Source organism: Ralstonia sp. SET104 (assembly GCF_003851545.1).
Lineage (GTDB): Bacteria > Pseudomonadota > Gammaproteobacteria > Burkholderiales > Burkholderiaceae > Ralstonia.
Window position 1 is genome coordinate 17,010 of record NZ_BHVX01000007.1, and the last position, 24,931, is coordinate 41,940.

Genomic DNA, 24,931 nt, shown 5'->3' on the forward strand with positions numbered 1-24,931 from the left:
AGCGGCGCCTTATAACACTTTCCCCGGATTCATCAGGTCGCGTGGGTCCAGCGCCTGCTTGATCGCACGCATGGCCGCCAGTTCAACGGGGCTCTTGTAGCGTGCATTGTCTTCGCGCTTGAGCTGGCCGATGCCATGTTCGGCCGAAATCGAACCGCCATGCGCATGCACGCTGTCGTGCACGATGCGGTTGATGCCATCCTGGTTTGCCAGGAACGATTCGTGCGCGTGGCCTTCCGGGGGCGACACGTTGTAATGCAGGTTGCCGTCGCCAAGGTGGCCGAACGTCACCATGCGGATGTCGGGGTAGGCCGCGGCCAGCGCGCGGTCGGTCACGTCAATGAAATCTGCGATGCGCGAGATCGGCACACCAATGTCGTGCTTGATGTTCTTGCCCTCGTCAGCCTGTGCCAGCGGAATGTGTTCGCGCAGGTTCCAGAAATCGCGCGACTGCGCCACAGATTCCGCCACCGCCGCATCGTCGATCACGCCGCGCGCCAGCGCATCTTCCATGAGCGTTTCGAACAGCGTGCGGGCGTGCTCCTCGCTTTCCAGATCGGATAACTCCAGTAGCACGTACTGCGGATGCGCCTGCGTGAACGGCATGCGCAATTGCGGATAGTGCTTGCGCACCAGTTCCAGGCAGAACGCCGACATCAGCTCAAAGCCTGTCAGCAGCGTCCCGGCATGGCCTTGCGCCAATGACAGGAACTCCAGCGCCTGACGCGGCGATTGCAGGGCCGCCAGCGCCGTCACCTTGGCGCGCGGCTGCGGAAACAGCTTGAGCATCGCCCCGGTGATGATGCCCAGCGTGCCTTCCGCGCCGATCAACAGGTCACGCAGGTCATAACCCGTGTTGTCTTTGCGCAGGCCGCGCAGGCCATTCCACAGTTCGCCGTTGGGCAGTACCGCTTCGATACCCAGACACAGTTCACGTGCGTTGCCGTAGCGCAAGACGGCGGTGCCGCCGGCGTTGGTCGCCAGATTGCCGCCGATGGTGCAACTGCCTTCTGCCGCCAGGCTGAGCGGGAAGAGTCGGTTGGCCTCGGCTGCGGCCTGCTGCACGTTGGCCAGAATGCAGCCCGCATCCACGGTGATGGTGTTGTTGATGGGGTCGACCGCGCGTACGTGCTGCATGCGCTGCAACGAGATCACGACGGCGCTGCCGTCCATATCGGGCGTTGCGCCGCCACACAGGCCGGTATTGCCGCCTTGCGGAACGATGGGCACGCTGTGTTCGCCGCACAAGCGCACGAGTGCAGCCACCTCATCGGGCGTGGCCGGGCGCAACACGGCGCGTGCGCGGCCCGAGAAACGCTTGCGCCAATCGGTCAGGTAGGGCGTCTGGTCTGCCGGGGCGGTCAGGACATGCGTTGCACCGATGGTATCAACGCAGGCTTGCAGAAACGCATCGTGGGTCATGGCGGGTCAGGTTTGCTGATTGGCGCGTGCTTTGGCGGCGCGCTTGAATGGACGCAGGTACAGGATGGTCGTGAAGAAAAACACCATGCTGAGCACCACCTCGGCCCAGGCCAGCGAGCGCGAAAGCCCAACGTCCGATGTCGCTCGCACGACGCCTTCGGTCAAGAACAGCAGGATGAACATCGACGCCCATTGCATCGTGTAGCGGTTCTTGCGCAGCACGCCGGGCAGCGGCCACGCCAGCAGCAGCGCCTTGAGCGCCAGCCACGAACCGCCCTGACGCACGGGCGCAAGCCACAACTCCCAAGCAGCACACAGGACGATCAACGCGATGAGGCTGCCGGCGCTCAACAGAGACAGCGTGCGGGATTCAGTGACGACGTTGTTGGTGGCAGTCATGCGGCGAGCTTGAGAGCGGTCTGAGCAAGCCGTCGGCCCATGGCTGTGGCAAGCGTGCGTTCGTGCGCGGTGAGCGGGGCGGTATCGCCGCGATGCGCGACGTGAGACGGCCCATACGGCGTGCCGCCGGCATCGGTGGAAAGCAGTTCGCTCTGCTGATATGGCAGACCGAGCACGACCATGCCATGGTGCAGCAACGGCAGCATCATCGAGAGCAGGGTGGTTTCCTGCCCGCCGTGCATGCTGCCTGTGGAGGTGAATACGCATGCCGGTTTGCCGGTCAGTGCGCCTGCCAGCCATTGCGGCGTCGTGCCATCCAGAAAGTATTTGAGCGGCGCAGCCATGTTGCCGAAGCGCGTGGGGGAGCCCAGCGCCAGGCCCACACATTCTTCCAGGTCGCGCACTTCCACGTAGGGCGGCCCGCCGTCGGGTACGTCGGGCTGCGTGGCTTCGCAGACGGTGGAGACGGCCGGTACGGTGCGTACCCGCGCCTGGGCGCCGTCGACGCTTTCAATGCCTTGCGCGATGGCTTCAGCCAATGCGCGCGTGCTGCCGTGACGGCTGTAGTACAGAACCAGGATATCTTTCATGACAAAGCGTTGAGAGCGTCGCGGTATTATAGTTGCGCCCCTCAAGCCACCTCGTTTGCCTTACTCCGCCTCATTTTTCATGCGTTTTGACACCCGTGTGCTTCGTCAATGGAATGCCGCCAAGCTGCGTGCGCTGGCGCGTTATGCCTTGCGCCGCGCCGGTGAGGACCACCTGCCGCAAGTGGCCGGCAGCCTGACATTCACGACCGTGCTGTCGCTGGTGCCTATTCTGACGGTGGCATTTGCGCTGTTCACGGCGTTCCCGATATTCAAGAGCTTTCGGGCAGACATCGAAGGCTACATGTTCAGCAACCTCGTGCCGGGCAGCATCAGCCGGCCGATCCTGACGTATCTCAACCAGTTTTCCAGTAATGCCAAGGGGCTGACGGCAGCGGGCCTGATCGGTTTGGTTGTGACGTCGGTCATGACGATGCTCACGGTCGAAAACGCGCTGAACGCCATCTGGCGCGTGCGCCATCGGCGGCCGCTGGCGCAGCGTGTGCTGGTGTTCTGGGCGCTGATGACGTTCGCGCCAGTGCTGATTGGCGCGAGTCTGTCGGTCAGTTCGTATCTTGTGTCGATTTCCGCGGGCTATGTACACAAGCTGCCGTTCGGCCTGGGCGTGGTGGTGGGCTTGATCCCGATCCTGCTGTCGGCCATTGCGTTTGCGATGCTGTATGTGTTCGTGCCGAATACCAATGTGGAGCGGCGCGATGCATTCATCGCTGGCTTGATCGCCGCAGCGGCGTTTGAAATCGCCAAGCGCGTCTTCGGCTCTTACGTTGCGCACATTCCCACATACACGGCCGTCTATGGCGCGTTTGCGACGCTGCCGATTTTCCTGACGTGGATCTACGTGAGCTGGCTGGTGACATTGCTGGGCGCGACCATCGCGTCGACGCTGCCGGTCATTCGGCAGGGCTATTGGCGGCGGCGCACGTTTCCGGGCAGTGAATTCTTTGATGCGCTGGGCATTCTGCTGTTGCTATATCGCGCACGTGAGCAGGCGCCGCGTACGGTTGCCGAGCGCGACGTTGGTCGGCGCCTGCAACTGGAAGCCGACTACCTGGTTGACTTGCTGACCAAGCTGAAGGCGTTGCACCTGATCGGCAAGCTGCAGCAGGATCGCGGCGAGGCCCATTGGGCGCTGCTGTGCGACGCCCACACGACCACGCTGCGGCCGCTCTATGAAAAACTGGTGCTGAATCTGCCGCGCTTGTCGCGCACCGCGCTGGCGCACCAGCTGGGGGACACGCACGCGCTGGTCAGTCAGTTGCAGAATCCCGCGCTCGATGCCACGTTGGAGCGTATTTTCACCACCGGTGAACGCGGGGTGGCGGCTGCCGTCCAGGCTGCTGCGGCGCCGGTGCCGGCCTCGGCAATGCCCGCCGCTGCCAGCGCTGGCGCCTGATGCTTCAGAACGGGATCTTGCCCGTCCAGATGTCGCGGTACATTACCCAGTCGCCCATCAGGCTGTAAAAGGGGTGGCGGAAGGTGGCGGGCCGGTTCTTCTCGAAGCCGAAGTGCCCGACCCACGCGAATGCATAACCGCTGACAGCCGCCCCCAGCAGCCACCACAGGTTGCCCGTGAAAACCAGCAGGATCAGGCTCACCAGCGCCACCGTCGAACCGGCAAAGTGCAGGCGCCGGCAGATGCGATCCTGGTGCTCGCTCAGGTAATACGGATAGAACTCGGCAAAGCTGCCGAAGCTGTGGGTGTCGGTGGTGGCCATGATTGCCTCCTGTGCGGGACGCCTATCGAGACACTTCCGCGGCGACCACGTCGTGTTCACGCGCAAAGGCGATCAGTGCGTCGAGTGTGCCGTCTGGGCATTCTCCCATGATGGCATGCCCGCCCGGCAGGCCGACAATGCGGCTGCCCGCCAGTCCCGCCGCGACTTGGCGGCCGGCTTTTGCGGGCGTCATCTGGTCTTTCTCACCCACGATTACAAGTGATGGGCACTTCACTGATGCCATGGCCTCGGCGCCGCGCGCGTAGGCATTGCAGGCGGAGAAATCTATGTGAAAGACCGGAGCGTCTGTGCCGTTTGCTACGCGTTCCATCAGCCGTTGGCTGCCGCCGTGCATCCAGAAACCCGGCCCGGGTGATGACGGCTTATTGGCCAGGCTGGAATGCGACCAGACATTCACCATATCGATAGCCACTGGTGTGTTGTTGAGCGCGGCGTCGAGCAGCGCATCCGACACCTTCATCGGCCAGGCTGTGGCCACCAGCGCGATCCGGCGTACGCGATCGGCGTATCGTGAGGCGCACTCCAGTGCAATCAGCGAACCCATGCTATGCCCCACCACCATCACCGGTTGCCTGACGCCCGTTGCCTGAACGAGCGCCATCACCCAGTCCGCCATGGCTTCCACCGTCTGCAGCGGTGTGCCAGCGCTGCGGCCGTGTCCGGGCAGATCAACCGCGAGCACGCTGAAACCGTGGTGTGCGAACCAGCGCGTCTGCAGACCCCAGACCGAATGATCATTCTGCGCACCGTGCACGAACACGACACACGGCAGTTCCGCATTGAACGGTTTGCCGCCGGTATAGGCGTAGGCGCGCTCGCCTCGTACGGTCCATTCCATCAACGGGCTCCGGTTGCGTTGGGAGCGGCCTTTCCGGGCGCGGCGGACATCGCGCGCTCGGCAGCTTTCAGGCCGCGCTTGAGATCGTCGATCAGGTCGTCGGCATCCTCCAGGCCGATCGACAGGCGGATCGTGCCTTCACTGATGCCGGCTGCGGCCAGCGCATGCGCATCCATGCGGAAATGCGTGGTTGATGCCGGATGGATGACCAACGACCGCGCGTCGCCCACATTGGCCAGGTGCGAGAACAAACCGAGCGATTCAATGAACTGCTGGCCCGCACGCCGATCGCCACGCAGGTCGAAGCTGAACACTGCACCGCTGCCGCGCGGTAGCAGGCGTTTCGCAAGCGCGTGATCCGGGTGCGATTCCAGTTCAGGGTAGGCGACTGACGCCACCATCGGATGGCTCGCCAGGAAAGCGACGACGCGGCGCGTGTTTTCCACATGCCGCGCCATGCGCAGCGGCAGCGTTTCGATGCCTTGCAGCAGTTGCCATGCGGCCATCGGGTTCATGCACGCGCCGAAATCGCGCAGGCCCTCGCGCCGAGCGCGCAGCAGAAAGGGGGCGACAGTGCTTTCCTCGGCAAACACCATGTCGTGGAAGCCCGCGTACGGCTCGGTCAGCTCGGGGTGCTTGCCGGCGGCCACGTAGTCGAACGTGCCGCCGTCGACCAGCACGCCGCCGATGGTTGTGCCATGCCCGCCCAGGAACTTGGTGGCCGAGTGATAGACGAGGTCTGCGCCGTGGGCGAATGGCTGCAGCAGCCACGGTGTGGTGAAGGTCGAATCGACTAGCAGCGGCACGCCCGCATCATGCGCAATCGATGCAATGGTCGGGATGTCGAGCACATCCAGCCCCGGGTTGCCGAGCGTCTCACCAAACAGCAGCCGTGTGTTTGGGCGGATGGCAGCGCGCCAGCCGTCGATATTGCCGGGCTTGACGAAGGTCGTCTCGATGCCGAAGCGGCGCAGCGTGTAATGCAGCAGATTGTGCGAGCCGCCATAGAGCGCAGAGGAGGCGACGATATGCGAGCCCGCGCCCATCAACGTAACGATGGCCAGATGCAGCGCTGCCTGGCCCGAAGCCGTAGCAATGGCGCCAACGCCGTTCTCAAGCGACGCCGTGCGTTCTTCGAACACGGCAACGGTCGGGTTGGAGATGCGCGAGTAGACGTGGCCCGCGCGTTCCATATTGAACAATGACGCCGCGTGTTCGCTGTCGCGGAACACAAAGGACGTGCTCAGGTGGATGGGCGTGGCGCGCGCGCCGGTGGCCGGGTCGGGCGCGGCACCGGCATGCAGGGCCAGCGTGTCGAAGCGGGCTTTGGACATGGATTCAAGCACCCAGACAGGATGCGGGAGCGGGTTTGGACGGGGCATGCTAGCACCGCTCCTGTTGCGGCGCATTCCGGGCAAACGCCGAGCGGGCGCGGTTTTTGACAGGTTTTTTCTGCGCTGCGAGCTTGTCGAAGCCATCCGGTTTGGGCTAGGATCGAAACACAACCATAACCACAACCCGCGCGCGGTCGCCCCCCGGCAGACTGGCACCCCGATACTCTGGGAGACGCACTATGAAAGTCAGCGACATCCTTCACGTGAAGGGCAACACGCTCTACACCGTGGCACCCGAAACCAAGCTCCAGGTGGCCGTGCAGACGATGGCGGAAAAAGACATCGGCTCGCTCGTCGTCATGGAATACGGTGAACTGGTCGGCATGCTGACCTTCCGGGAAATCATCAAGGTTGTCGCCAAGAACCACGGTTCCGTTGGCGATGGCACCACCATCCGCAAGGTGATGGACGATCATCCTGTCACCTGCACGCCCGAAACCGAAGTCAACGAAGTGCGCCGCATCATGCTGGAGCACCATGTGCGCTACCTGCCGGTGCTCGACAGCCGCACGCTCATGGGCGTGATCTCCTTCTATGACGTGGCCAAGGCCGTGTTCGAAGACCAGAGCTTCGAAAACAAGATGCTCAAGGCGTACATTCGCGACTGGCCCGAAGAAAAGGCCAACGAAGACTGATCTGTACCACCTCTGCACCGCATTCCTGAAACCCGCCCGCTGCTGCGAGCGGGTTTTTTGTTGAACCCCCAATATCCTGCCGATGAGTCAATCGAGCCAGTTTTCCCTGCTCAAGCAGCGCCGCTTCGCACCGTTCTTCTGGACCCAGTTTCTGGGCGCGATGAACGACAACGTTTTCAAGGTGGCGTTTTCCTCGCTGGTCACCTACCACGCCGCGCTGTTCGGCAACGCGGACCCGGCCTCGGCGGCGTTCCTCATTTCGGCGATTTTCATTGCGCCGTTCGTGCTGCTGTCGGCTACCAGCGGGCAGATTGCCGATCGCCTGGACAAGGCTCGGCTGATCCGCGTGGTCAAGACGCTGGAAATTGCCATCATGGCGATCGGCTGTGCGGGCTTTGCGCTGCGCCACGTTGAATTGCTCTATCTGTGCACCTTCCTAATGGGCGTGCATTCCACGCTGTTCGGGCCCGTCAAGTACGCGTATCTGCCGCAGCATCTGCAATCGACCGAGCTGGTGGGTGGCAATGGGCTGGTGGAAATGGGCACCTTCGTCGCCATCCTGATCGGCACCATTGGCGGCGGGGAGCTTGCCAACTACACGCGCAACGGCGAGCTGATCGGCCCGACGTTCACCGGCATTGCCTGCCTGGTCATCGCCGTGGCCGGTTGGCTGACGGCGCGCAGTGTGCCCGTGTCGCCGGCTTCGCAGCCGGACCTGCGCATCAATTGGAATCCGATCTCCGAGACTTGGCGAAACCTGAAGCTGGCCAGCAATCAGCGCGCGGTGTTCCTGAGCCTGATGGGCATCTCGTGGCTGTGGTTTGTAGGCGCGACGTTCCTGACGTCGTTCTTTGCCTTTGCGCGTAATGTGCTTGGCGGCGACCAGAACGTGGTGACGCTGCTGCTGGCAGTGTTCTCAGTCGGTATCGGGTTGGGCTCGGTGCTGTGCGAGAAGCTCTCGGGCCGTACAGTAGAAATCGGTCTCGTGCCGTTTGGGTCGATTGGTATGACGGTGTTTGCGGTTGACCTGTACTTCGCATCGCACGCCGAGGCGCTGGTCGCGCACGACGTGTTGACGGGAATTTCCGGCTTCCTGCAGAACCACCGCCATTGGCGCGTGCTGGCCGACCTGTTCCTGCTGGCGATGTTCGGCGGTTTCTACAGCGTGCCGCTTTATGCGTTGATCCAGAGCCGTTGCGAGCCGACCCACCGCGCACGCATCATTGCCGCCAACAACATCCTCAATGCGCTGTTCATGATTGCTTCGGCGGTGTTGGCGATGGTGCTCACACGCTCCGGTTTTACGATTCCGCAGTTGTTTCTGGTGACCGGCATTCTCAACGCTGTGGTGGCCCTCTACATCTACACGCTGGTGCCAGAATTCCTGATCCGCTTCGTGATGTGGCTGCTGATCCATACCGTCTACCGCGTGAAAGTGGAAGGCGCCGAACAGATTCCCGATGCGGGCCCGTGCTTGCTGGTCTGCAATCACGTGAGCTTTGTCGATGCCGTGGTGGTGGGGGCCTTCGTGCGCCGGCCCGTGCGCTTCGTGATGGACCACCGCATCTTCAAGGTGCCGGTGTTGTCGTGGTTCTTCCGCACGGTCAAGGCGATCCCGATCGCGCCGCTGCACGAAGATCCTGAGATGCTCAAGCGCGCCTACGGCATGATTGCTGCCGCGCTGGCCGAGGGCGAGGTCGTTTGCATCTTCCCTGAGGGCAAGATCACCGCGACGGGCGAGATGAACCCATTCAAGGAAGGCGTGCGCCGCATCATCGAGCAGTCTCCGGTGCCGGTGGTGCCGATGGCGTTGCGCGGGCTCTGGGGCAGCTTCTTTTCGCGCAAGGATGGAGCGGCGATGTCGCGCCCGTTCCGTCGTGGCTTTCTCAACAAGCTCGAACTTTGCATCGGCACGCCGGTGTCGCCGCAAGCGGCATCGCCCGAAGGGCTGCAGGCTGCCGTGCTGGCGCTGCGCGGTGAGCGGCTATAGCAGCAGGCGCCAGACCGGAATTCGATACACTGCCGGTCGGCCTGCAACCGGCCAGTGTTTTTCTATCCCCAAACTCTCCCGTTACCTGCCATGAAACACGTTTCCCTGCTGCTGTGCGCGTCGTCGCTTGCCCTGGCTGCTGTTACCGCACAAGCTGCGTCGCCTGCATCGAGCGAAACCTTGCCCTCCGGCGTGGTTGTCCAGACGCTGACCAAGGGCACGGGCCCGTCGCCCAAGGCCAGCGATTCGGTCAAGGTGCATTACCGCGGGACGCTGACTGACGGCAAGGAGTTCGACAGTTCCTACAAGCGCGGCCAGCCGATCTCGTTCCCGCTGAACCGTGTGATTCCGTGCTGGACCGAGGGCGTGCAGAAGATGCAAGTTGGCGGCAAGGCGAAGCTGACCTGCCCGGCGGCCACCGCTTACGGTGCCAACGGCGTGCCTGGCACGATTCCGCCCAACGCCACACTGAACTTCGAGGTCGAGCTGCTGGGCATCGGCGGCTGATTGATCGGCTTACAATAGCGGTTTCCCGATGTACCGTGCCGCCGCTTTGGCGGCACATTTCTGCGCACAATCGCGAGCACGATCATGTCTGGCAATACCCTGGGCCTGCTGTTTTCCGTCACCACCTTCGGCGAGTCGCATGGCCCGGCCATCGGCGCCGTCATCGACGGCTGCCCGCCGGGCATGGCACTCTGCGCGGAAGATATCCAACCCGATCTGGACCGCCGCAAGCCCGGCACCTCGCGCCACGTCACGCAGCGCAAGGAAGACGACCTGGTCGAAATTCTTTCCGGCGTCTACGAGGGCAAGACCACTGGCACACCCATTTGCCTGCTGATCCGCAACACCGACCAGCGCAGCAAGGACTACAGCAACATTGCTGAGACCTTCCGTCCCGGCCATGCTGACTACACCTATTGGCACAAATACGGCATTCGCGACCCGCGTGGCGGTGGCCGTTCTTCGGCACGATTGACGGCGCCGACCGTCGCCGCCGGTGCAGTCGCCAAAAAGTGGCTGCGCGAAAAATTTGGAATCGAAATCCACGGCTTCATGTCGCAACTCGGCGATATCCAGATCCCGTTCGTCGACTGGAACGAGGTGCCGAACAACCCGTTTTTCGCGCCCAATGCCGAGGTCGTTCCTGAACTCGAAACCTACATGGATGCGCTGCGCAAGGACGGCGATTCCGTCGGTGCCCGCATTGAAGTGGTGGCCACCGGCGTACCGGTTGGCTGGGGGGAGCCCCTGTTCGACCGCCTGGACGCCGATATCGCCCACGCCATGATGGGTCTGAACGCAGTCAAGGGCGTTGAGATCGGTGCGGGCTTCCACGCCGTGGCCCAGCGCGGCTCCGAGCACGGCGATGAACTGACGCCGGAAGGTTTCGTCGGCAACAACGCGGGCGGCATCCTGGGCGGCATTTCGACCGGGCAGGACATCTCCGTGTCGCTGGCGATCAAGCCGACGTCGAGCATCCGAACGCCGCGCCGCTCGATCGACAAGGCAGGCGATCCGGCAATGGTGGAAACGTTCGGTCGTCACGATCCGTGCGTGGGCATTCGTGCCACGCCGATTGCTGAGGCGCTACTGGCGCTGGTGCTGATTGATCACGCGTTGCGCCACCGCGCGCAATGCGGCGATGTGTCGGTCGAGACGCCGGCCATCGCAGCAAAAGCCTCGTAATTCAGTTCAGGTAGGCAACAAAAAAGACGGCTTGGAGCCGTCTTTTTTGTTGGGCGCTTGCCCGCGTCCGCCGGCTTACATGCCGACGTAGTTGGGGCCACCACCGCCTTCCGGCGTGACCCAAACGATGTTCTGGGTCGGGTCCTTGATATCGCAGGTCTTGCAGTGCACGCAGTTCTGCGCGTTGATCTGCAGGCGCTCCGTGCCTTCATCATTCTTGACGAATTCATACACGCCGGCCGGGCAGTAGCGCTGCTCGGGGCCGGCAAACTGCGTCAGGTTGATGCGCGTCGGGACGGTCGGGTCCTTCAGCGTCAGATGAGCCGGCTGATTTTCTTCGTGGTTGGTGTTCGAGATGAACACCGACGAGAGGCGATCGAACGTGATCTTGCCGTCCGGCTTCGGATACTCGATCTTCGCGCATTCCGATGCGGGCTTGAGCGACTGGTTGTCCGACTTCGTGCCGTGCAGCGTCCACGGCGGGTTGCTGACGCCGATCTTGGGCAGCAGCCATTGCTCGATGCCGGTCATGATCTTGCCCAGCGTCGGGCTCTTCTTAAACCACAGCTTGAAGTTGCGCGACTGGTCCAGCTCTTCCTTCAGCCAGCTTTGCTCGAAGGCCGCAGGGTAGGCGGATAGCTCATCCGCCGAACGGCCGGTCGTCACGGCTTCGAACACGGCGTCGCCGCACATCATGCCGCTCTTGATGGCCGCGTGACTGCCTTTGATGCGCGCGGCATTCAGGTAGCCGGCGTCGCAGCCGACCAGTGCGCCGCCCGGGAACACCGTCTTGGGCAGAGCCTGCGGCGTGCCGTTGTTGATCGCGCGGGCGCCGTAGCCGATGCGCTTCCCGCCTTCGATGTGCGCGCGGATGGCCGGGTGGGCCTTCCAGCGCTGCATTTCCTCGAACGGGCTCATCCACGGGTTCTTGTAGTCCAGCCCGATCACAAAACCGAGCGTGATCTTGTTGTCTTCCAGGTGATACAGGAAGCCGCCACCGAAGGTGTCATCTTCCATTGGCCAGCCGGCCGTGTGTACCACCAGGCCGGGCTTGGCTTTGGCTGGGTCGATTTCCCACAGTTCCTTGATGCCGATGGCGAAGGTCTGAGGGTCTTTGCCCGCGTTGAGCTTGAATTTTTCCAGCAGTTGGCGGCCCAGGTGGCCGCGTGCACCTTCAGCAAAGATGGTGTACTTGCCAAGCAGCTCCATGCCGAGCTGGAAATTCTCCGTCGGTTCGCCGTCCTTGCCGATACCCATGTTGCCGGTGGCGACGCCGCGCACGGCGCCCTTGTCGTCATAGAGCACTTCCGCTGCGGCAAAGCCGGGGAAGATTTCCACGCCGAGCGCTTCGGCCTGCGTGGCCATCCACTTGACCACGTTCGACAGCGAGACGACGTAGCAGCCGTGGTTGTGGAAGTTGCGCGGCACAAGCCAGTCGGGCGTACGCTTGGAATCGGTTTCGCTCAGGAAGAGCACATCGTCGCCGGTCACGGCCTGGTTGAGCGGGGCGCCGTCGGCTTTCCAGTTGGGCAGCAGCTCGGTGATGGCGCGCGGGTCCATCACGGCGCCCGAAAGAATATGCGCGCCCGGCTCGGAGCCTTTTTCCAGCACGACAACGGACACTTCCTTGCCCGTCTCGGCGGCCAGTTGTTTGATGCGGATCGCAGTCGCCAGGCCGGCAGGGCCGCCACCGACGACAACGACGTCATACTCCATGGACTCTCGTGGGCCGTATTGCTCAAGGAGCTGCTGCTGGTTCATAAGTGCCTCTTCGCTTGTAGGGCGTTTGCTTATTGGTATGACGGATTGCTGCATTAGAATTTCCCGCATTGTCCGGGACGCGCCCGGATGCGGCAAGGGGAATTTCTGAACGATCGTTCGATTTTTTGCTACGCTGCGCTCAAATCACATGCCGGAGCCGCTTCGAGTCGCCCCGGCGCATGCCAAACCAACATACGGGGATCACGCATCATGGGTTTGTCGATCAATCTGGAAGGCAAGGTCGCGCTGATCACGGGCGCATCGAGTGGCCTGGGCGCGCGTTTCGCGCACACGCTCGCTGCGGCCGGTGCCAAGGTCGTGCTGGCGTCGCGCCGCGTCGAGCGCTTGAAGGAACTGCGCGCCGACATCGAATCAAAGGGCGGCAGTGCGCACGTCGTCCGCCTGGACGTGACGGATCCGGATAGCATCCGTTCAGCCATTGCCCACGCTGAAACCGAGGCGGGCACCATCGACATACTGGTCAACAACTCGGGCGTTTCCACCACGCAGCGCATGGTGGACGTTACGCCGGATGACTTCGATTTCGTGTTTGATACCAATACGCGCGGCGCCTTTTTCGTGGCCCAGGAAACCGCCAAGCGCATGATTGCGCGGGCCAAGGGCGCGGAGAAGAACGGCTCACCGCTGCCGCAATCGCGCATCATCAACATTGCCTCGGTGGCGGGGCTCAAGGTGCTGTCGCAGATCGGTGTGTATTGCATGAGCAAGGCGGCGGTGGTGCACATGACCAAGGCCATGGCGCTGGAGTGGGGCCGTTACGGCATCAATACCAACGCGATCTGCCCGGGTTATATCGATACCGAAATCAATCATCACCACTGGGAAACAGAGCCGGGCCAGAAGCTTGTGCAGATGCTGCCTCGCAAGCGTGTTGGCAAACCGGAAGACTTGGATGGGCTGATTCTGCTGTTGGCGTCGGATCAATCTGACTTCATCAATGGCGCCGTCATCAACGCTGACGACGGCATGGTCTAAGCACCGTCGCCTAGTGCCCCATTAGCCGCTGCACCAACTCAAGCGAGGTGCCGGCGGCGTACTTCTTCATCAGCCGCGCGCGATAGATCTCCACCGTGCGCGGGCTGATTTCCAACTGCTTGCCGATCTGCTTGCTGGTCTTGCCTTCGACCAGTTGCGCGGCGATATCGCGCTCGCGCGGCGTGAGCGCTGCTGTGACGGGGCGGTGTGCTGACAGGTCTTCGAATGTCCAGATGCCTTCCCCTAGCGGCTTGGTGCGATCAAGTGCGCGACCTGTGACGTGGCACCAGAAGAGCTCACCGCTGGCGCGTTTCATGATGCGTTCGTCGGAGTAGCTGCCGCGTGCGTTCATGACGGGGATGATGCGGGCGCCGGTGCGCTCGTATTCGTCGTGTGTCGGATAGAGCAACTCAAACGATTGTCCGATCATTGCGGTACGCATCTGGCCAAAGATGCGGGCGGCTTCATCGTTGACGTCGAGCATGATGCGCTCGCGGGACATCACCATGCCAACCGGGGCAAGCTGGAACGCAGTCTGATAGTCGAGGGCGGGCATATGTATTCGTACGTATTGCTGCGTCGCGCGACGCTTGCGTATTCTCGCCGGATTGTACCGTTACAATTTTCCGGCGCCGCACGCACGTATTCCCCAACTGTGCGCACGGTCAAAAACCCAGCCGCGAAACCCAGCCGGACTTGTTGGACCACCAAGGAGAAGCACGCATGAACAAAATCTTCGCCAGCGCCAGCGAGGCGCTTGCGGGCGTCGTCAAAGACGGCCAAACCATTGCCGTGGGCGGCTTCGGCCTGTGCGGCATTCCGGAAGCGCTGATTGCCGCGCTGCGTGATTCGGGTGCCAAGAACCTCACCTGCATCTCCAACAACGCGGGCGTCGACGGCTTTGGCCTGGGCCTGCTGCTGGAAACCCGCCAGATCAAGAAAATGATTTCGTCCTACGTGGGCGAGAACAAGGAGTTCGAACGCCAGTATCTGGCTGGCGAACTCGAGTTGGAGTTCACCCCGCAAGGCACGCTTGCGGAGAAGCTGCGCGCTGGCGGCGCCGGCATCCCCGCGTTCTTCACCAAGACCGGTGTCGGCACGCTGGTGGCCGAGGGCAAGGAACTGCGCGAGTTCGACGGTGAAACATACGTCATGGAGCGCTCGCTGGTGCCCGATGTGTCGCTGGTCAAGGCTCAGGTGGCTGACAAGTCCGGCAACCTGCGTTTTAACCTGACCGCACGCAACTTCAACCCGGCTGCTGCGACTGCTGGCAAGATCTGCATCGTCGAAGTGGAAGAGATCGTTGAGGTGGGCGAGCTTGCTCCGGACGACATCCACCTGCCAGGCATCTACGCGCATCGCATCGTGCTGAATGCGGCGCCCGAGAAGCGCATCGAAAAGCGCACCATCCGAGCCGCCAACTAAGGAGACCGACATGGCCTGGACTCAAGACCAAATGGCGGCGCGTGCTGCTCAGGAATTGCAAGACGGTTTCTACGTCAACCTCGGCATCGGCATCCCGACGCTGGTCGCCAATCACACAGGCGACAAGGAAGTCTGGCTGCAGAGCGAAAACGGCATGCTTGGCATCGGCCCGTTCCCCACGGAAGACGAAGTGGACGCCGACCTCATCAACGCCGGCAAGCAAACCGTGACCACGTTGCCGGGCAGCGCCATCTTCGGCAGCGATCAGAGCTTTGCGATGATCCGCGGCGGCAAGATCAACCTGTCGATTCTCGGCGCGATGCAGGTGAGCGAGACGGGTGACCTCGCCAACTGGATGATCCCCGGCAAGATGGTCAAAGGCATGGGCGGCGCGATGGACCTCGTGGCCGGCGTCAAGCGCGTGATCGTGCTGATGGAGCACACCGCCAAGAAGAAGGACGGGACCGAAGACCTGAAGCTGCTGCCCAAGTGCACGCTGCCGTTGACGGGCGTGGGTGTGGTCGACCGCATCATTACCGATCTGGGCGTGATCGACGTGACAGAGCAGGGCCTGAAGCTGGTCGAAACCGCGCCCGGTGTGTCGCGCGAAGACATCCAGGCCAAGACTGGCGTGAATTTGCTGTAATCCGGAGAACCTGCATGCTGCAAGGAAAAACCGCCCTTGTTACGGGCTCGACCAGTGGGATTGGTCTGGGTATCGCCTGCTCGCTGGCCGCGCAGGGCGCCAATATCATCATGAACGGCTTTGGCGATGTGGAAGCGCCAAAAGCGCAGATCGCGGCCGCAGGCAAGAGCGCCATCCGCATCGGCTACCACGGCGCCGACATGAGCAAGCCGACCGAGATCGAAGCGATGTTCGCCTACGCCGACGCTGAATTCGGCGGCGTGGACATTCTCGTGAACAACGCCGGCATTCAGTACGTGGCCAACGTGGAGGATTTCCCGACCGAACGCTGGGACGCCATCATCGCGATCAACCTGACTTCGGCCTTCCATACGACGCGATTGGCCGTGCCGGGCATGAAGCGCAAGAACTGGGGCCGCATTATCAACATCGCTTCGGCGCATGGTCTGGTGGCATCAGCGCAGAAGTCGGCATATGTGGCGGCCAAGCACGGCATCGTTGGCTTGACCAAGTCGGTGGCGCTGGAAACGGCGCAGACCGGCATCACGTCTAACGCAATCTGCCCGGGCTGGGTGCTGACGCCGCTGGTGCAGAAGCAGATCGATGCGCGTGCCGAGAAGGAGGGTATCCCGGCATTGCAGGCCAAGAAGGAGCTGCTGATGGAAAAGCAGCCTTCGGGCGAATTCGTTACACCCGATCAGCTCGGCGCGCTGGCGGTGTTCCTATGCAGCGACGCAGCCGAACAGGTGCGCGGCGTGGCCTGGAACATGGACGGCGGCTGGGTGGCCCAGTAACACGGCTGTTGTTTCGGAAAGGCCTCGCTTCGGCGAGGCTTTTTTGTTTTGCGAAGACTGGCACGTCTGCTGCGCCGCCGCATGCTTGCCGAGCCGCGTACAATCGGGCTTCGCTGTCTCCGTCATTCCTGTGTAGGAGTTGTTCATGCCCGTTTCGCCGCGCCTTGCCTTCGTGCAGTGCCTGAGCCCGTCCGGCTTGCACCGGATGGCGTATCACGAGTGGGGCGATCCGCAGAATCCGCGCGTGCTGGTCTGCGTGCACGGGCTCTCGCGCACGGGGCGCGATTTTGACGTGCTGGCGCAAGCGCTGCGCAATGACTATCGCGTCATCTGCCCCGACGTGGTCGGCCGCGGGCGTTCCGATTGGCTGCTCGATCCGAAGGGCTATGTGCTGCCGCAGTATGTGGCCGACATGGTGACGCTGCTGGCGCGCCTGAATGTGGAGTCGGTCGACTGGTTTGGTACGTCGATGGGCGGGCTGATTGGCATGAGCCTGGCGGGTCTGCCGAAATCGCCGGTCCGCAAGCTGCTGCTCAACGATGTGGGCCCGCGCGTGACGGAGTCGTCGTTGACGCGCATCGGTGCGTACCTGGGCCTGAACGTCCGCTTCAAGACCTTTGATGAAGGGCTGACGTACCTCAAGACGATCAGCGCTTCGTTTGGCCCCCACACGCCGGAGCAGTGGCGCGAGTTGAACACCGCGATTCTGAAGCCGCAGGGCGGCGAATGGATCCTGCACTACGATCCGCGCTTGGCCGAGCCTTTCAAGAGTGCCACCCCCGAACTGATCGCCGCCGGCGAAGCCACGCTGTGGAAGCTGTTCGAGGCGATCCCCGGCGAGGTACTGATCGTGCGCGGCGCGCAATCGGACCTGCTGACGCGCGAGACCGTCGAAGCCATGACGCAGCGGGGCCAGCATGTGAGCACGGTGGAGATTCCCGACGTAGGCCACGCGCCGACCTTCATCCAGCCGGATCAAGTGGCGATTGCCCGCAAATTCTTCCTCGGTCAATGACCGTTTTGACCCTATTCGATTTGCAAGATGAGCACTGAACTGAAGCGTTACAACGTAGAACATCGCTATTCCGACGCGGCTGTCTACAACGGTGTCGTCTATGTGGCCGGCCAAGTGCCAGAGACCACGCTGGATTCTGGTATTGCCGAGCAGACGGCAGAAGTGCTCGCCATCATCGATCGCGTGTTGGCAGCCAATGGCAGCGACAAGACGCGCATCCTGATGTGCCAGATCTTCCTGGCGGACATCAGCGAGATTGGCGAGATGAACAAAGTGTGGGATCAATGGGTCGCCGCCGAGTCGAAGAATTCGCCGCCGCGTGCCACGGTTGAGGCCGCGCTGGCCAATCCGAAGTACCGCATTGAAATCGTCGTGACGGCAGCGCAAAAAAGCTGAGCCCGTCGCGTCACAGCAGGACGCATCATGGAGAACAAGACCGACCGGCCAGCCGAAGGGGCTGGCAAGTTGGCAACACTCGCGGCAGAGCAGGTCGCACGGGCGATCGAGTACCTCGCAGCCAACGCCGCAGACCGCGTCACGCTGACCGGCGAGCCGCTGGAGTCGCACGCACGCGGCACGATTGCCATTCTTGAAGGATTGCGCGTCGATGCGCCGTCGCTGCAGGCTGCCGCGCTGTTCCTGCTGCCTACGCTGGCGATGGACAACGAAAAGGCGCTCGAACCTGCGTTCGGCGCCGAGGTCGCCAGGCTTGTGCACGACGTGCGGCAGTTGCTGCGCATCGGCGCGATTGCAGGTCTCGTCAGCCCCACCGATGCCAGCATCACGCGCAAGAACGAAGCCGAGGCGCGCCGGGCGCAAGTCGAGGCGCTGCGCAAGATGCTGCTCGCGTTCGCGCAAGACATTCGCGTGGTGCTGATCCGGCTGGCGTCACGGCTGCAGTCGCTGCGCTGGCTCGCGCAGACCAAGCGCCCCGTGCCCGAAGGCATAGCGCGCGAAACGCTCGACATCTACGCGCCGCTGGCCAACCGCCTGGGTATCTGGCAACTCAAATGGGAGCTTGAAGACCTCGGTTTCCGCTTCGACGACCCCGACACCTATAAGCGCATCGCCCGCCTGCTTGATGAAAAGCGCATCGAGCGAGAAAAATTTATCGGCCAGGCCATCGCGCAACTGCAGAAGACACTGCACGACGCCGGCATCCAGGCCGAGGTAAGCGGGCGGCCCAAGCACATCTACAGCATCTGGAAAAAGATGCGCGGCAAGGAACTCGACTTTGCCGATCTGTACGACGTGCGCGCCTTCCGCGTCATCGTCGACGACATCAAGGATTGCTACACCGTGCTCGGTTTCGTACACCACATGTGGCAGCCGATCCCGAAGGAGTTCGACGACTACATCTCGCGTCCGAAGGCCAACGGCTACATGTCGCTGCATACGGTGGTGATCGGTGACGATGGCCGCGCGCTGGAGGTGCAGATCCGCACGCGCGAGATGCACCACTTTGCCGAATACGGTGTGGCGGCACACTGGCGCTACAAGGAAGCTGGCAATAAGGGTTATGCCGGCCAGTTTTCTGCCAGCGAGCGCTACGACGAGAAAATCGCCTGGCTGCGGCAGTTGCTCGCCTGGAAGGATGACGCCGAACACACCGTCGCGCACGAGGATTCGCCCTGGGAGCAGCTCAAGCACACCGAACTGGATGACCACATCTACGTGCTGACGCCGCAGGCACGCGTGATCGCGTTGCCGCAAGGCGCGACGCCGGTCGACTTCGCCTATTACCTGCACAGCGATCTCGGTCATCGCTGCCGCGGCGCGCGGGTCGACGGCACGATGGTGCCGCTGAATACACCGCTCAAGAACGGGCAGACCGTCGAGATCGTTACAGTCAAGCAGGGCGGACCGTCGCGCGATTGGTTGAACACTGAGCTGCATTACCTGGCCAGCCCGCGCGCGCGCACGAAAGTGCGTGCGTGGTTCAACGCAATGGAGCTGGAAGAGACGCTCGCACAGGGCCGGGCACTCATCGACAAGACGCTGCAGCGCGAGGGCAAGACCGCCGTCAACCTGGAAGAGCTGGCGGCCAAGCTCGGCTATAAGACGCCGGACGATCTCTATGCCGTGGTCGCCAAAGACGAGCTGAGTCTGCGCCGTATCGAGGCCGTTCTGCGCTCCGATGGCGCGCCGCCGCCAGCGCCCGTCGATGATGAGGCGGCCATCACCAAGAAGAGCCGCGCGACCAGCGTGGCCCGTGGCGCAAAAAGCGGCGTGCTGGTGGTGGGCGTCGATTCACTGCTCACGCAGATGTCGCGCTGCTGTAAGCCCGCGCCGCCGGATCCGATCGTCGGCTTCGTCACGCGTGGGCGTGGCGTGTCGATTCACCGGCAGAGCTGCGCGACGTTCCAGCAACTGGCCGCCCGCGCGCCGGGTCGCGTGATTCAGACGGAGTGGGGGCAGCGTAGCGATTCGGTCTACCCGATTGACATTCAGGTCGAGGCGCTGGACCGGCAGGGTTTGTTGCGCGACATCTCGGAAATCCTCTCGCGCGAGAAGATCAACGTGACCGGCGTGCGCACGCTGTCGAGCAAGGGCGTTGCCAAAATGCAGTTCACGGCGGAGGTGGCAGAGGCCACACAACTGCAGCGCGCGCTGACTTTGATCGAAGAAGTGCAAGGGGTATTGACAGCGCGGCGGAAGTGACGGTATAGTCTTGTTCTTCGGCAGGCTCGTAGCTCAGCTGGTTAGAGCACCACCTTGACATGGTGGGGGTCGTTGGTTCGAGTCCAATCGAGCCTACCAACGCATTTAGCAGGACGCGTCGGGTAGGATGTCCAAGCCGTCATCCCTCGGGTTTGTCCCGTGCAATTAACACAAGGCGAATATGATTCGAGCACCGCGAACTACAACCGCTTCGGAGCGACAGTAGTCAAGGTGCGTCGGGGTTGTGTTCCTGCCCTTTGCGGTCTGCCCAAGCGGTAGATAGCGCAAATGAAAACGCGGCCTTGGCCGCGTTTTTTTTCGTCCGCAGTTTCGTATCGCGCGTGACGATCGAGCTGAAAGCGCTTCGAAGCATTTGATTCGACAACCTGCTGCGCTGGTTTGGCGTGGCGCACGACAGAATAACGACCGCCGCGTATCTATCTCTAAATGCGCGATGGTGACTCCACAGGAGCAAGCATGATCGCAATCACGTTGCCGGACGGTTCCCGGCGCGAGTTTCCCGGCCCGGTGACGGTGGCTGACGTGGCGCAAAGCATCGGTGCGGGTCTGGCCAAGGCTGCGCTGGCGGGCCGTGTGGACGGCCAGATGGTCGACACCAGCTACACGATTGATCGCGACGCCAAGCTCGCCATCATCACGGACAAGGATGCTGACGGGGTCGATGTGATTCGTCACTCGACGGCGCACTTGTTGGCATACGCCGTCAAGGAGCTGTATCCGGACGCGCAGGTCACGATCGGCCCGGTGATCGACAACGGCTTTTACTACGACTTTGCCTATAAGCGTCCTTTCACGCCGGAAGACCTCGTTGCCATCGAAAAGAAGATGGCTGAACTCGCCAAGAAGGACGAGAAGGTCACGCGCGAAGTCTGGAACCGCGACGATGCCGTCAAGCTGTTCGAGGGCATGGGCGAGAAGTACAAGGCTGAGATCATCGCCTCCATTCCGGAAGACCAGGAAATCGGCCTGTACCGTGAAGGCAATTTTGTTGATCTTTGCCGTGGCCCGCACGTGCCGTCCACGGGTAAGCTCAAGGTCTTCAAGCTGATGAAGGTTGCTGGCGCCTATTGGCGCGGCGACCACAACAACGAGATGCTCCAGCGCATCTACGGTACGGCCTGGGCCAAGAAGGAAGACCAGGAAGCCTACCTGCACATGCTGGAAGAAGCCGAGAAACGCGACCACCGCAAGCTCGGCCGTGAACTCGACCTGTTCCATATCGATGAATACTCGCCCGGCACGGTGTTCTGGCACCCCAAGGGCTGGACGCTGTGGCAGGAGGTCGAGCAGTACATGCGCCGCGTCTATCGCGAGAACGGCTACCAGGAGGTGAAGGGGCCGCAGATTCTCGATAAGTCACTGTGGGAGAAAACGGGCCACTGGGACAAGTACCGCGAGAACATGTTCATCACGGAATCGGAAAAGCGCGAATACGCGCTCAAGCCGATGAACTGCCCCGGCCACATCCTTATCTACAAGCAGGGCATCAAGAGCTACCGCGACCTGCCGCTGCGTTTCGGCGAATTTGGCGCCTGCCACCGCAATGAGCCCTCGGGCGGCCTGCACGGCATCATGCGTGTGCGCGGTTTCACCCAGGACGACGGTCACATCTTCTGCACGGAAGACATGATTCAGGCCGAGGTGACGGCGTTTACGACGCTGCTGCAGAAGGTCTACAAAGATTTCGGCTTTACCGACATTCTGTACAAGCTGTCCACGCGCCCCGACAAGCGCATCGGTACCGAGGAAAGCTGGGACCGCGCCGAAGCGGCGTTGGCCGACGGTTTGCGTGCGTCGGGCTGTGAGTTCGAGTACCTGCCGGGCGAAGGGGCGTTCTACGGTCCGAAGATCGAATATGTGTTGAAAGATGCACTCGGCCGCCAGTGGCAGTGCGGCACGATTCAGGTCGATCCGAACCTGCCGGAGCGCTTGGATGCCGAATTTGTTGGCGAAGATGGCGCGCGCCATCGGCCGATCATGCTGCACCGTGCCATCGTCGGTAGTCTGGAGCGCTTTATCGGTATCTTGATCGAGCAGTACGCGGGCGCGCTGCCCACGTGGCTTTCGCCGGTGCAGGTTGCGGTGCTCAGCATTACCGATTCGCACGCCGAATACGCACAATCCGTTGCGCAATCCCTGCAAAAACAAGGATTTAGGGCGGTTGTTGATTTGCGGAATGAGAAGATTGGGTATAAAATCCGCGAGCATTCCGTGCAGAAGGTCCCTTACCAGGTTGTGGTGGGCGACAAAGAACGGGATGAAAATCAGGTGGCCGTGCGTGCCCGTGGCAACGTCGATCTAGGCTCTATGCCAGTTTCGGCGCTCGTTGAGCGACTGCAGAACGATCTCGCCAACAAGTCATGAGCTGGGCACGGCCTGTTTTTTTGATTCTTTGAGGACATCAACATCGCTACTGAGAAATCTCACCGCATCAACCGCGAGATCAGCGCACCGGAAATCCGGCTGACCGGGGTTGAGGGAGAAGCGCTCGGCATCGTCAAGCTGTTCGACGCACTGCGTCTGGCAGAAGAGAAAGACGTCGACTTGGTCGAGATCGCGCCGACCGCGCAGCCGCCCGTCTGCCGCCTGATGGACTATGGCAAGTTCAAGTATTCGGAGCAGAAGAAGGCTCACGAAGCCAAGCTCAAGCAGAAGGTCATCCAGGTGAAGGAAGTCAAGTTCCGCCCTGGTACCGACGACAACGACTACGGCGTCAAGCTGCGCAACGCGACGCGCTTCCTGGAGGATGGCGACAGGGTGAAGGTTACCTTGCGTTTCCGAGGCCGCGAAATGGCTCACCAGGAGATCGGTATGCGCGTACTGGAGCGTATCAAGGCTGACCTGGAAGAATTCGGTCAAGTTGAGCAGATGCCGAAGATGGAAGGTCGCCAGGCAGTGATGATGTTGGCGCCCAAGAAGAAAAAGTAATGCAGTGGCGGCCGGGCGATTCCGGCCGCGCTGAGCAGGTTCCGGACGGAAACGTCGGAAAACGCGGCGGGTCAGGTGTGCAAACCCCGAATCTGTCGCGATACAACAAGTGAGCCCGGGTCTTGCAAGTGTCGGCGCCAGCCGTCCACCTGGCTTCATGTCAAAAACGGAGTTGTTCCATGCCGAAGATGAAGACGAAGAAAAGCGCCTCCAAGCGCTTTACTGCCCGTCCTGGTGGCACGATCAAACGTGGCCAAGCCTTCAAGCGTCACATCCTGACCAAGAAGACCACCAAGAACAAGCGTCACCTGCGCGGTACCGAGGGCGTCCATGAGACGAACCTGAAGTCCGTTCGCGCGATGATGCCTTACGCCTAACCCTAACTAACTACGAAAGGAGCATTTCATGCCTCGAGTAAAACGTGGGGTCACAGCGCGGGCCCGTCATAAGAAGGTTATCAGCGCAGCCAAGGGTTACCGCGGCCGTCGCAATAACGTTTATCGCATTGCCAAGCAAGCGGTCATGCGTGCCGGCCAGTACGCCTACCGCGATCGTCGCAACAAGAAGCGCGTGTTCCGCGCACTCTGGATTGCACGTATCAACGCTGGCGCACGCGAGCACGGCCTGACCTACAGCAAGTTCATGAACGGCCTGAAGAAGGCGTCCATCGAGCTGGACCGCAAGGTGCTGTCGGACATGGCCATTCACGACAAGGTGGCTTTTGCCGCCATCGTGAACCAGGTGAAAGCCAACGTCGCCTGATTGGATTGGCCGGGCAGGCCGCTGGGATTGCCCAACAGTTTGCCGGCTAGTCACCCTGACGGGGCTCACACCGAGCCCCGTTTTTTATTCCGTAGTTCCGAATCACCCGAATTTTTTCGCTCGCCTTCCCATGTCACTGGATCTGGATCAAGTCGTCGTCGATGCCCAAACCGCGTTTGCCTCTGTGGAGGACAACGCCTCGCTGGAAAACGAGAAGGCGCGCTTTCTCGGCAAGTCCGGCGTATTGACCGACTTGCTCAAGGGCCTCGGTAAGCTCGATCCGGAGACGCGCAAGTCCGAAGGCGCGCGCATCAACCAAGCCAAGAGCCGCGTTGAAGAGGCACTGAATGCCCGCCGCCAGGCGCTGGCCGATGCGCTCATGAACGCGCGTCTGGCCGCCGAGGCGATCGACGTGACGCTGCCCGGCCGCGACGTGGCCGAGGGCAGCTTGCACCCGGTGATGAATACGTGGGAGCGCGTCGCCAAGATCTTCGGCTCGATCGGTTTCGATGTGGCCGATGGCCCCGAAATCGAATCCGACTGGATGAACTTCACGGCGTTGAACAACCCGGATAACCATCCAGCGCGCTCGATGCAGGACACTTTCTACATCGACGGTCGCGACAGCGAAGACAAGCTCCTGCTGCTGCGCACGCACACCAGCCCGATGCAGGTGCGCTACGCCCGCATGCACGTCGAGAAGTACAAGCATCTCGACCGCATCCCGCCGATCAAGGTTATCGCGCCGGGTCGCACGTACCGCGTTGACAGCGATGCGACGCACTCGCCGATGTTCCATCAGGTCGAAGGCCTCTGGATTGCTGACAACATCAGCTTTGCTGACTTGAAGGGCGTCTACACCGACTTCCTGCGCAAGTTCTTCGAGCGCGACGACATCAACGTGCGCTTCCGCCCGTCGTATTTCCCGTTCACGGAGCCGTCGGCTGAAATCGACATGGCCTTCGGCAACGGCAAATGGTTGGAGATTTCTGGTTCCGGCCAAGTGCACCCGACCGTGGTGCGCAACATGGGTCTGGACCCGGAGCGTTACATCGGCTTTGCGTTCGGCTCCGGCCTGGAACGCCTGACGATGCTGCGCTATGGCATCAACGACTTGCGCCTGTTCTTCGAGGGCGATGTGCGTTTCCTGCGCCAGTTCGCGTAAAGCGCGTTTGCTCGCAGTTTCGTCACTTTGCCTCGTTAATCGA

At 62.0% G+C, this 24,931-nt stretch carries 25 protein-coding genes and 1 tRNA gene; 18 read left to right on the forward strand and 8 right to left on the reverse strand.

The annotated features are described in order from the left end of the window. Positions 1-9 precede the first annotated feature (9 nt). Genes PSUB009319_RS10660 through wrbA form a run of 3 tightly spaced genes read right to left on the reverse strand, consistent with a single transcriptional unit; the run spans position 10 to position 2,411 of the window. On the reverse strand, positions 10-1,422 hold the full coding sequence (locus PSUB009319_RS10660) for an FAD-binding oxidoreductase (RefSeq protein ID WP_124382209.1): 1,413 nt from the start codon (positions 1,420-1,422) through the stop codon (positions 10-12). 6 nt (positions 1,423-1,428) lie between these two features. Continuing rightward, the gene (locus PSUB009319_RS10665; RefSeq protein ID WP_124382210.1) at positions 1,429-1,821 is read right to left on the reverse strand and encodes a DUF2069 domain-containing protein; all 393 of its coding nucleotides are present in this window, start codon (positions 1,819-1,821) and stop codon (positions 1,429-1,431) included. After that, the gene (gene wrbA / locus PSUB009319_RS10670; protein ID WP_124382211.1) at positions 1,818-2,411 is read right to left on the reverse strand and encodes an NAD(P)H:quinone oxidoreductase; all 594 of its coding nucleotides are present in this window, start codon (positions 2,409-2,411) and stop codon (positions 1,818-1,820) included. Before wrbA ends, PSUB009319_RS10665 begins: the two co-directional genes overlap by 4 nt. A gap of 79 nt (positions 2,412-2,490) precedes the next feature. On the opposite strand from wrbA, the gene PSUB009319_RS10675 reads away from it, so the two are divergent. Further along, positions 2,491-3,822, forward strand: coding sequence for a YihY family inner membrane protein (locus PSUB009319_RS10675; protein WP_124382212.1), 1,332 nt, complete (start codon positions 2,491-2,493; stop codon positions 3,820-3,822). Between the two features lie 4 nt (positions 3,823-3,826). Here PSUB009319_RS10675 and PSUB009319_RS10680 read toward each other — a convergent pair whose 3' ends face one another. From PSUB009319_RS10680 to PSUB009319_RS10690, 3 genes are read right to left on the reverse strand one after another with little or no spacing between them, the layout of a single operon-like run. Beyond that, positions 3,827-4,144: an Mpo1-like protein gene (locus tag PSUB009319_RS10680; protein ID WP_124382213.1), complete on the reverse strand. Its 318-nt coding sequence runs from the start codon at positions 4,142-4,144 to the stop codon at positions 3,827-3,829. A gap of 22 nt (positions 4,145-4,166) precedes the next feature. Beyond that, the gene (locus PSUB009319_RS10685) at positions 4,167-5,003 is read right to left on the reverse strand and encodes an alpha/beta fold hydrolase (protein WP_124382214.1); all 837 of its coding nucleotides are present in this window, start codon (positions 5,001-5,003) and stop codon (positions 4,167-4,169) included. Beyond that, the gene (locus tag PSUB009319_RS10690; protein WP_124382215.1) at positions 5,003-6,337 is read right to left on the reverse strand and encodes an O-acetylhomoserine aminocarboxypropyltransferase; all 1,335 of its coding nucleotides are present in this window, start codon (positions 6,335-6,337) and stop codon (positions 5,003-5,005) included. The genes PSUB009319_RS10685 and PSUB009319_RS10690 overlap by 1 nt, the downstream gene beginning before the upstream one ends. A gap of 239 nt (positions 6,338-6,576) precedes the next feature. Between PSUB009319_RS10690 and PSUB009319_RS10695 the strand changes: the two genes are divergently transcribed. From PSUB009319_RS10695 to aroC, 4 genes are all read left to right on the forward strand, one after another. Continuing rightward, positions 6,577-7,032 (forward strand): CBS domain-containing protein, encoded by a 456-nt coding sequence (locus PSUB009319_RS10695; protein ID WP_124382216.1) that lies wholly within the window; start codon positions 6,577-6,579, stop codon positions 7,030-7,032. A gap of 82 nt (positions 7,033-7,114) precedes the next feature. Next, positions 7,115-9,022 (forward strand): MFS transporter, encoded by a 1,908-nt coding sequence (locus tag PSUB009319_RS10700; protein ID WP_124382217.1) that lies wholly within the window; start codon positions 7,115-7,117, stop codon positions 9,020-9,022. 90 nt (positions 9,023-9,112) lie between these two features. Beyond that, complete coding sequence (locus PSUB009319_RS10705) at positions 9,113-9,529, forward strand: FKBP-type peptidyl-prolyl cis-trans isomerase (protein ID WP_124382218.1); 417 nt, start codon at positions 9,113-9,115, stop codon at positions 9,527-9,529. An 84-nt stretch (positions 9,530-9,613) separates the two neighbouring features. Continuing rightward, on the forward strand, positions 9,614-10,714 hold the full coding sequence (gene aroC / locus PSUB009319_RS10710) for a chorismate synthase (protein ID WP_124382219.1): 1,101 nt from the start codon (positions 9,614-9,616) through the stop codon (positions 10,712-10,714). 75 nt (positions 10,715-10,789) lie between these two features. Here the strand turns inward: aroC and PSUB009319_RS10715 are convergent, their stop codons facing one another. Next, positions 10,790-12,475, reverse strand: a complete 1,686-nt coding sequence (locus PSUB009319_RS10715) for an electron transfer flavoprotein-ubiquinone oxidoreductase (protein WP_124382220.1) — start codon at positions 12,473-12,475, stop codon at positions 10,790-10,792. Between the two features lie 210 nt (positions 12,476-12,685). Here PSUB009319_RS10715 and PSUB009319_RS10720 point away from each other — a divergent pair, with 210 nt between their 5' ends. After that, the gene (locus tag PSUB009319_RS10720) at positions 12,686-13,471 is read left to right on the forward strand and encodes an SDR family oxidoreductase (protein ID WP_124382221.1); all 786 of its coding nucleotides are present in this window, start codon (positions 12,686-12,688) and stop codon (positions 13,469-13,471) included. Between the two features lie 10 nt (positions 13,472-13,481). Here the strand turns inward: PSUB009319_RS10720 and PSUB009319_RS10725 are convergent, their stop codons facing one another. Further along, complete coding sequence (locus PSUB009319_RS10725; protein ID WP_124382222.1) at positions 13,482-14,027, reverse strand: LuxR C-terminal-related transcriptional regulator; 546 nt, start codon at positions 14,025-14,027, stop codon at positions 13,482-13,484. Between the two features lie 167 nt (positions 14,028-14,194). Here PSUB009319_RS10725 and PSUB009319_RS10730 point away from each other — a divergent pair, with 167 nt between their 5' ends. The 12 genes from PSUB009319_RS10730 (at position 14,195) to pheS (ending at position 24,888) form a co-directional block, all read left to right on the forward strand. After that, complete coding sequence (locus PSUB009319_RS10730) at positions 14,195-14,896, forward strand: CoA transferase subunit A (protein ID WP_124382223.1); 702 nt, start codon at positions 14,195-14,197, stop codon at positions 14,894-14,896. Positions 14,897-14,906: 10 nt separating this feature from the next. Next, positions 14,907-15,542, forward strand: a complete 636-nt coding sequence (locus PSUB009319_RS10735) for a 3-oxoacid CoA-transferase subunit B (RefSeq protein WP_124382224.1) — start codon at positions 14,907-14,909, stop codon at positions 15,540-15,542. 14 nt (positions 15,543-15,556) lie between these two features. Further along, entirely contained in the window at positions 15,557-16,336 is a 780-nt protein-coding gene (locus tag PSUB009319_RS10740; protein WP_124382225.1) for a 3-hydroxybutyrate dehydrogenase, read from the forward strand. Positions 16,337-16,481: 145 nt separating this feature from the next. Further along, positions 16,482-17,351: an alpha/beta fold hydrolase gene (locus tag PSUB009319_RS10745; protein WP_124382226.1), complete on the forward strand. Its 870-nt coding sequence runs from the start codon at positions 16,482-16,484 to the stop codon at positions 17,349-17,351. A gap of 27 nt (positions 17,352-17,378) precedes the next feature. Next, entirely contained in the window at positions 17,379-17,747 is a 369-nt protein-coding gene (locus PSUB009319_RS10750; RefSeq protein ID WP_124382227.1) for a RidA family protein, read from the forward strand. Between the two features lie 27 nt (positions 17,748-17,774). Continuing rightward, a complete protein-coding gene (locus tag PSUB009319_RS10755; protein ID WP_124382228.1) occupies positions 17,775-20,012 on the forward strand; it encodes a bifunctional (p)ppGpp synthetase/guanosine-3',5'-bis(diphosphate) 3'-pyrophosphohydrolase in 2,238 nt (745 codons plus the stop codon). A 22-nt stretch (positions 20,013-20,034) separates the two neighbouring features. Next, positions 20,035-20,111, forward strand: a tRNA-Val gene (locus tag PSUB009319_RS10760). 378 nt (positions 20,112-20,489) lie between these two features. After that, on the forward strand, positions 20,490-22,397 hold the full coding sequence (gene thrS / locus PSUB009319_RS10765) for a threonine--tRNA ligase (protein WP_124382229.1): 1,908 nt from the start codon (positions 20,490-20,492) through the stop codon (positions 22,395-22,397). Positions 22,398-22,439: 42 nt separating this feature from the next. After that, complete coding sequence (infC, locus tag PSUB009319_RS10770; RefSeq protein ID WP_185453454.1) at positions 22,440-22,961, forward strand: translation initiation factor IF-3; 522 nt, start codon at positions 22,440-22,442, stop codon at positions 22,959-22,961. A gap of 179 nt (positions 22,962-23,140) precedes the next feature. After that, positions 23,141-23,338 (forward strand): 50S ribosomal protein L35, encoded by a 198-nt coding sequence (rpmI, locus tag PSUB009319_RS10775; protein ID WP_004636003.1) that lies wholly within the window; start codon positions 23,141-23,143, stop codon positions 23,336-23,338. A gap of 28 nt (positions 23,339-23,366) precedes the next feature. Continuing rightward, positions 23,367-23,723 (forward strand): 50S ribosomal protein L20, encoded by a 357-nt coding sequence (rplT, locus tag PSUB009319_RS10780; protein WP_012762124.1) that lies wholly within the window; start codon positions 23,367-23,369, stop codon positions 23,721-23,723. Positions 23,724-23,853: 130 nt separating this feature from the next. After that, a complete protein-coding gene (gene pheS, locus PSUB009319_RS10785) occupies positions 23,854-24,888 on the forward strand; it encodes a phenylalanine--tRNA ligase subunit alpha (protein WP_124382231.1) in 1,035 nt (344 codons plus the stop codon). The last annotated feature ends 43 nt before the right edge of the window (positions 24,889-24,931 follow it).

Bases quoted from the DNA above. Each gene is read 5' to 3' on its own strand.
- PSUB009319_RS10660 (WP_124382209.1), bottom strand. From the start codon at position 1,422: ATGACCCACGATGCGTTTCTGCAAGCCTGCGTTGATACCATCGGTGCA.
- PSUB009319_RS10665 (WP_124382210.1), bottom strand. From the start codon at position 1,821: ATGACTGCCACCAACAACGTCGTCACTGAATCCCGCACGCTGTCTCTG.
- wrbA (WP_124382211.1), bottom strand. From the start codon at position 2,411: ATGAAAGATATCCTGGTTCTGTACTACAGCCGTCACGGCAGCACGCGC.
- PSUB009319_RS10675 (WP_124382212.1), top strand. From the start codon at position 2,491: ATGCGTTTTGACACCCGTGTGCTTCGTCAATGGAATGCCGCCAAGCTG.
- PSUB009319_RS10680 (WP_124382213.1), bottom strand. From the start codon at position 4,144: ATGGCCACCACCGACACCCACAGCTTCGGCAGCTTTGCCGAGTTCTAT.
- PSUB009319_RS10685 (WP_124382214.1), bottom strand. From the start codon at position 5,003: ATGGAATGGACCGTACGAGGCGAGCGCGCCTACGCCTATACCGGCGGC.
- PSUB009319_RS10690 (WP_124382215.1), bottom strand. From the start codon at position 6,337: ATGTCCAAAGCCCGCTTCGACACGCTGGCCCTGCATGCCGGTGCCGCG.
- PSUB009319_RS10695 (WP_124382216.1), top strand. From the start codon at position 6,577: ATGAAAGTCAGCGACATCCTTCACGTGAAGGGCAACACGCTCTACACC.
- PSUB009319_RS10700 (WP_124382217.1), top strand. From the start codon at position 7,115: ATGAGTCAATCGAGCCAGTTTTCCCTGCTCAAGCAGCGCCGCTTCGCA.
- PSUB009319_RS10705 (WP_124382218.1), top strand. From the start codon at position 9,113: ATGAAACACGTTTCCCTGCTGCTGTGCGCGTCGTCGCTTGCCCTGGCT.
- aroC (WP_124382219.1), top strand. From the start codon at position 9,614: ATGTCTGGCAATACCCTGGGCCTGCTGTTTTCCGTCACCACCTTCGGC.
- PSUB009319_RS10715 (WP_124382220.1), bottom strand. From the start codon at position 12,475: ATGAACCAGCAGCAGCTCCTTGAGCAATACGGCCCACGAGAGTCCATG.
- PSUB009319_RS10720 (WP_124382221.1), top strand. From the start codon at position 12,686: ATGGGTTTGTCGATCAATCTGGAAGGCAAGGTCGCGCTGATCACGGGC.
- PSUB009319_RS10725 (WP_124382222.1), bottom strand. From the start codon at position 14,027: ATGCCCGCCCTCGACTATCAGACTGCGTTCCAGCTTGCCCCGGTTGGC.
- PSUB009319_RS10730 (WP_124382223.1), top strand. From the start codon at position 14,195: ATGAACAAAATCTTCGCCAGCGCCAGCGAGGCGCTTGCGGGCGTCGTC.
- PSUB009319_RS10735 (WP_124382224.1), top strand. From the start codon at position 14,907: ATGGCCTGGACTCAAGACCAAATGGCGGCGCGTGCTGCTCAGGAATTG.
- PSUB009319_RS10740 (WP_124382225.1), top strand. From the start codon at position 15,557: ATGCTGCAAGGAAAAACCGCCCTTGTTACGGGCTCGACCAGTGGGATT.
- PSUB009319_RS10745 (WP_124382226.1), top strand. From the start codon at position 16,482: ATGCCCGTTTCGCCGCGCCTTGCCTTCGTGCAGTGCCTGAGCCCGTCC.
- PSUB009319_RS10750 (WP_124382227.1), top strand. From the start codon at position 17,379: ATGAGCACTGAACTGAAGCGTTACAACGTAGAACATCGCTATTCCGAC.
- PSUB009319_RS10755 (WP_124382228.1), top strand. From the start codon at position 17,775: ATGGAGAACAAGACCGACCGGCCAGCCGAAGGGGCTGGCAAGTTGGCA.
- thrS (WP_124382229.1), top strand. From the start codon at position 20,490: ATGATCGCAATCACGTTGCCGGACGGTTCCCGGCGCGAGTTTCCCGGC.
- rpmI (WP_004636003.1), top strand. From the start codon at position 23,141: ATGCCGAAGATGAAGACGAAGAAAAGCGCCTCCAAGCGCTTTACTGCC.
- rplT (WP_012762124.1), top strand. From the start codon at position 23,367: ATGCCTCGAGTAAAACGTGGGGTCACAGCGCGGGCCCGTCATAAGAAG.
- pheS (WP_124382231.1), top strand. From the start codon at position 23,854: ATGTCACTGGATCTGGATCAAGTCGTCGTCGATGCCCAAACCGCGTTT.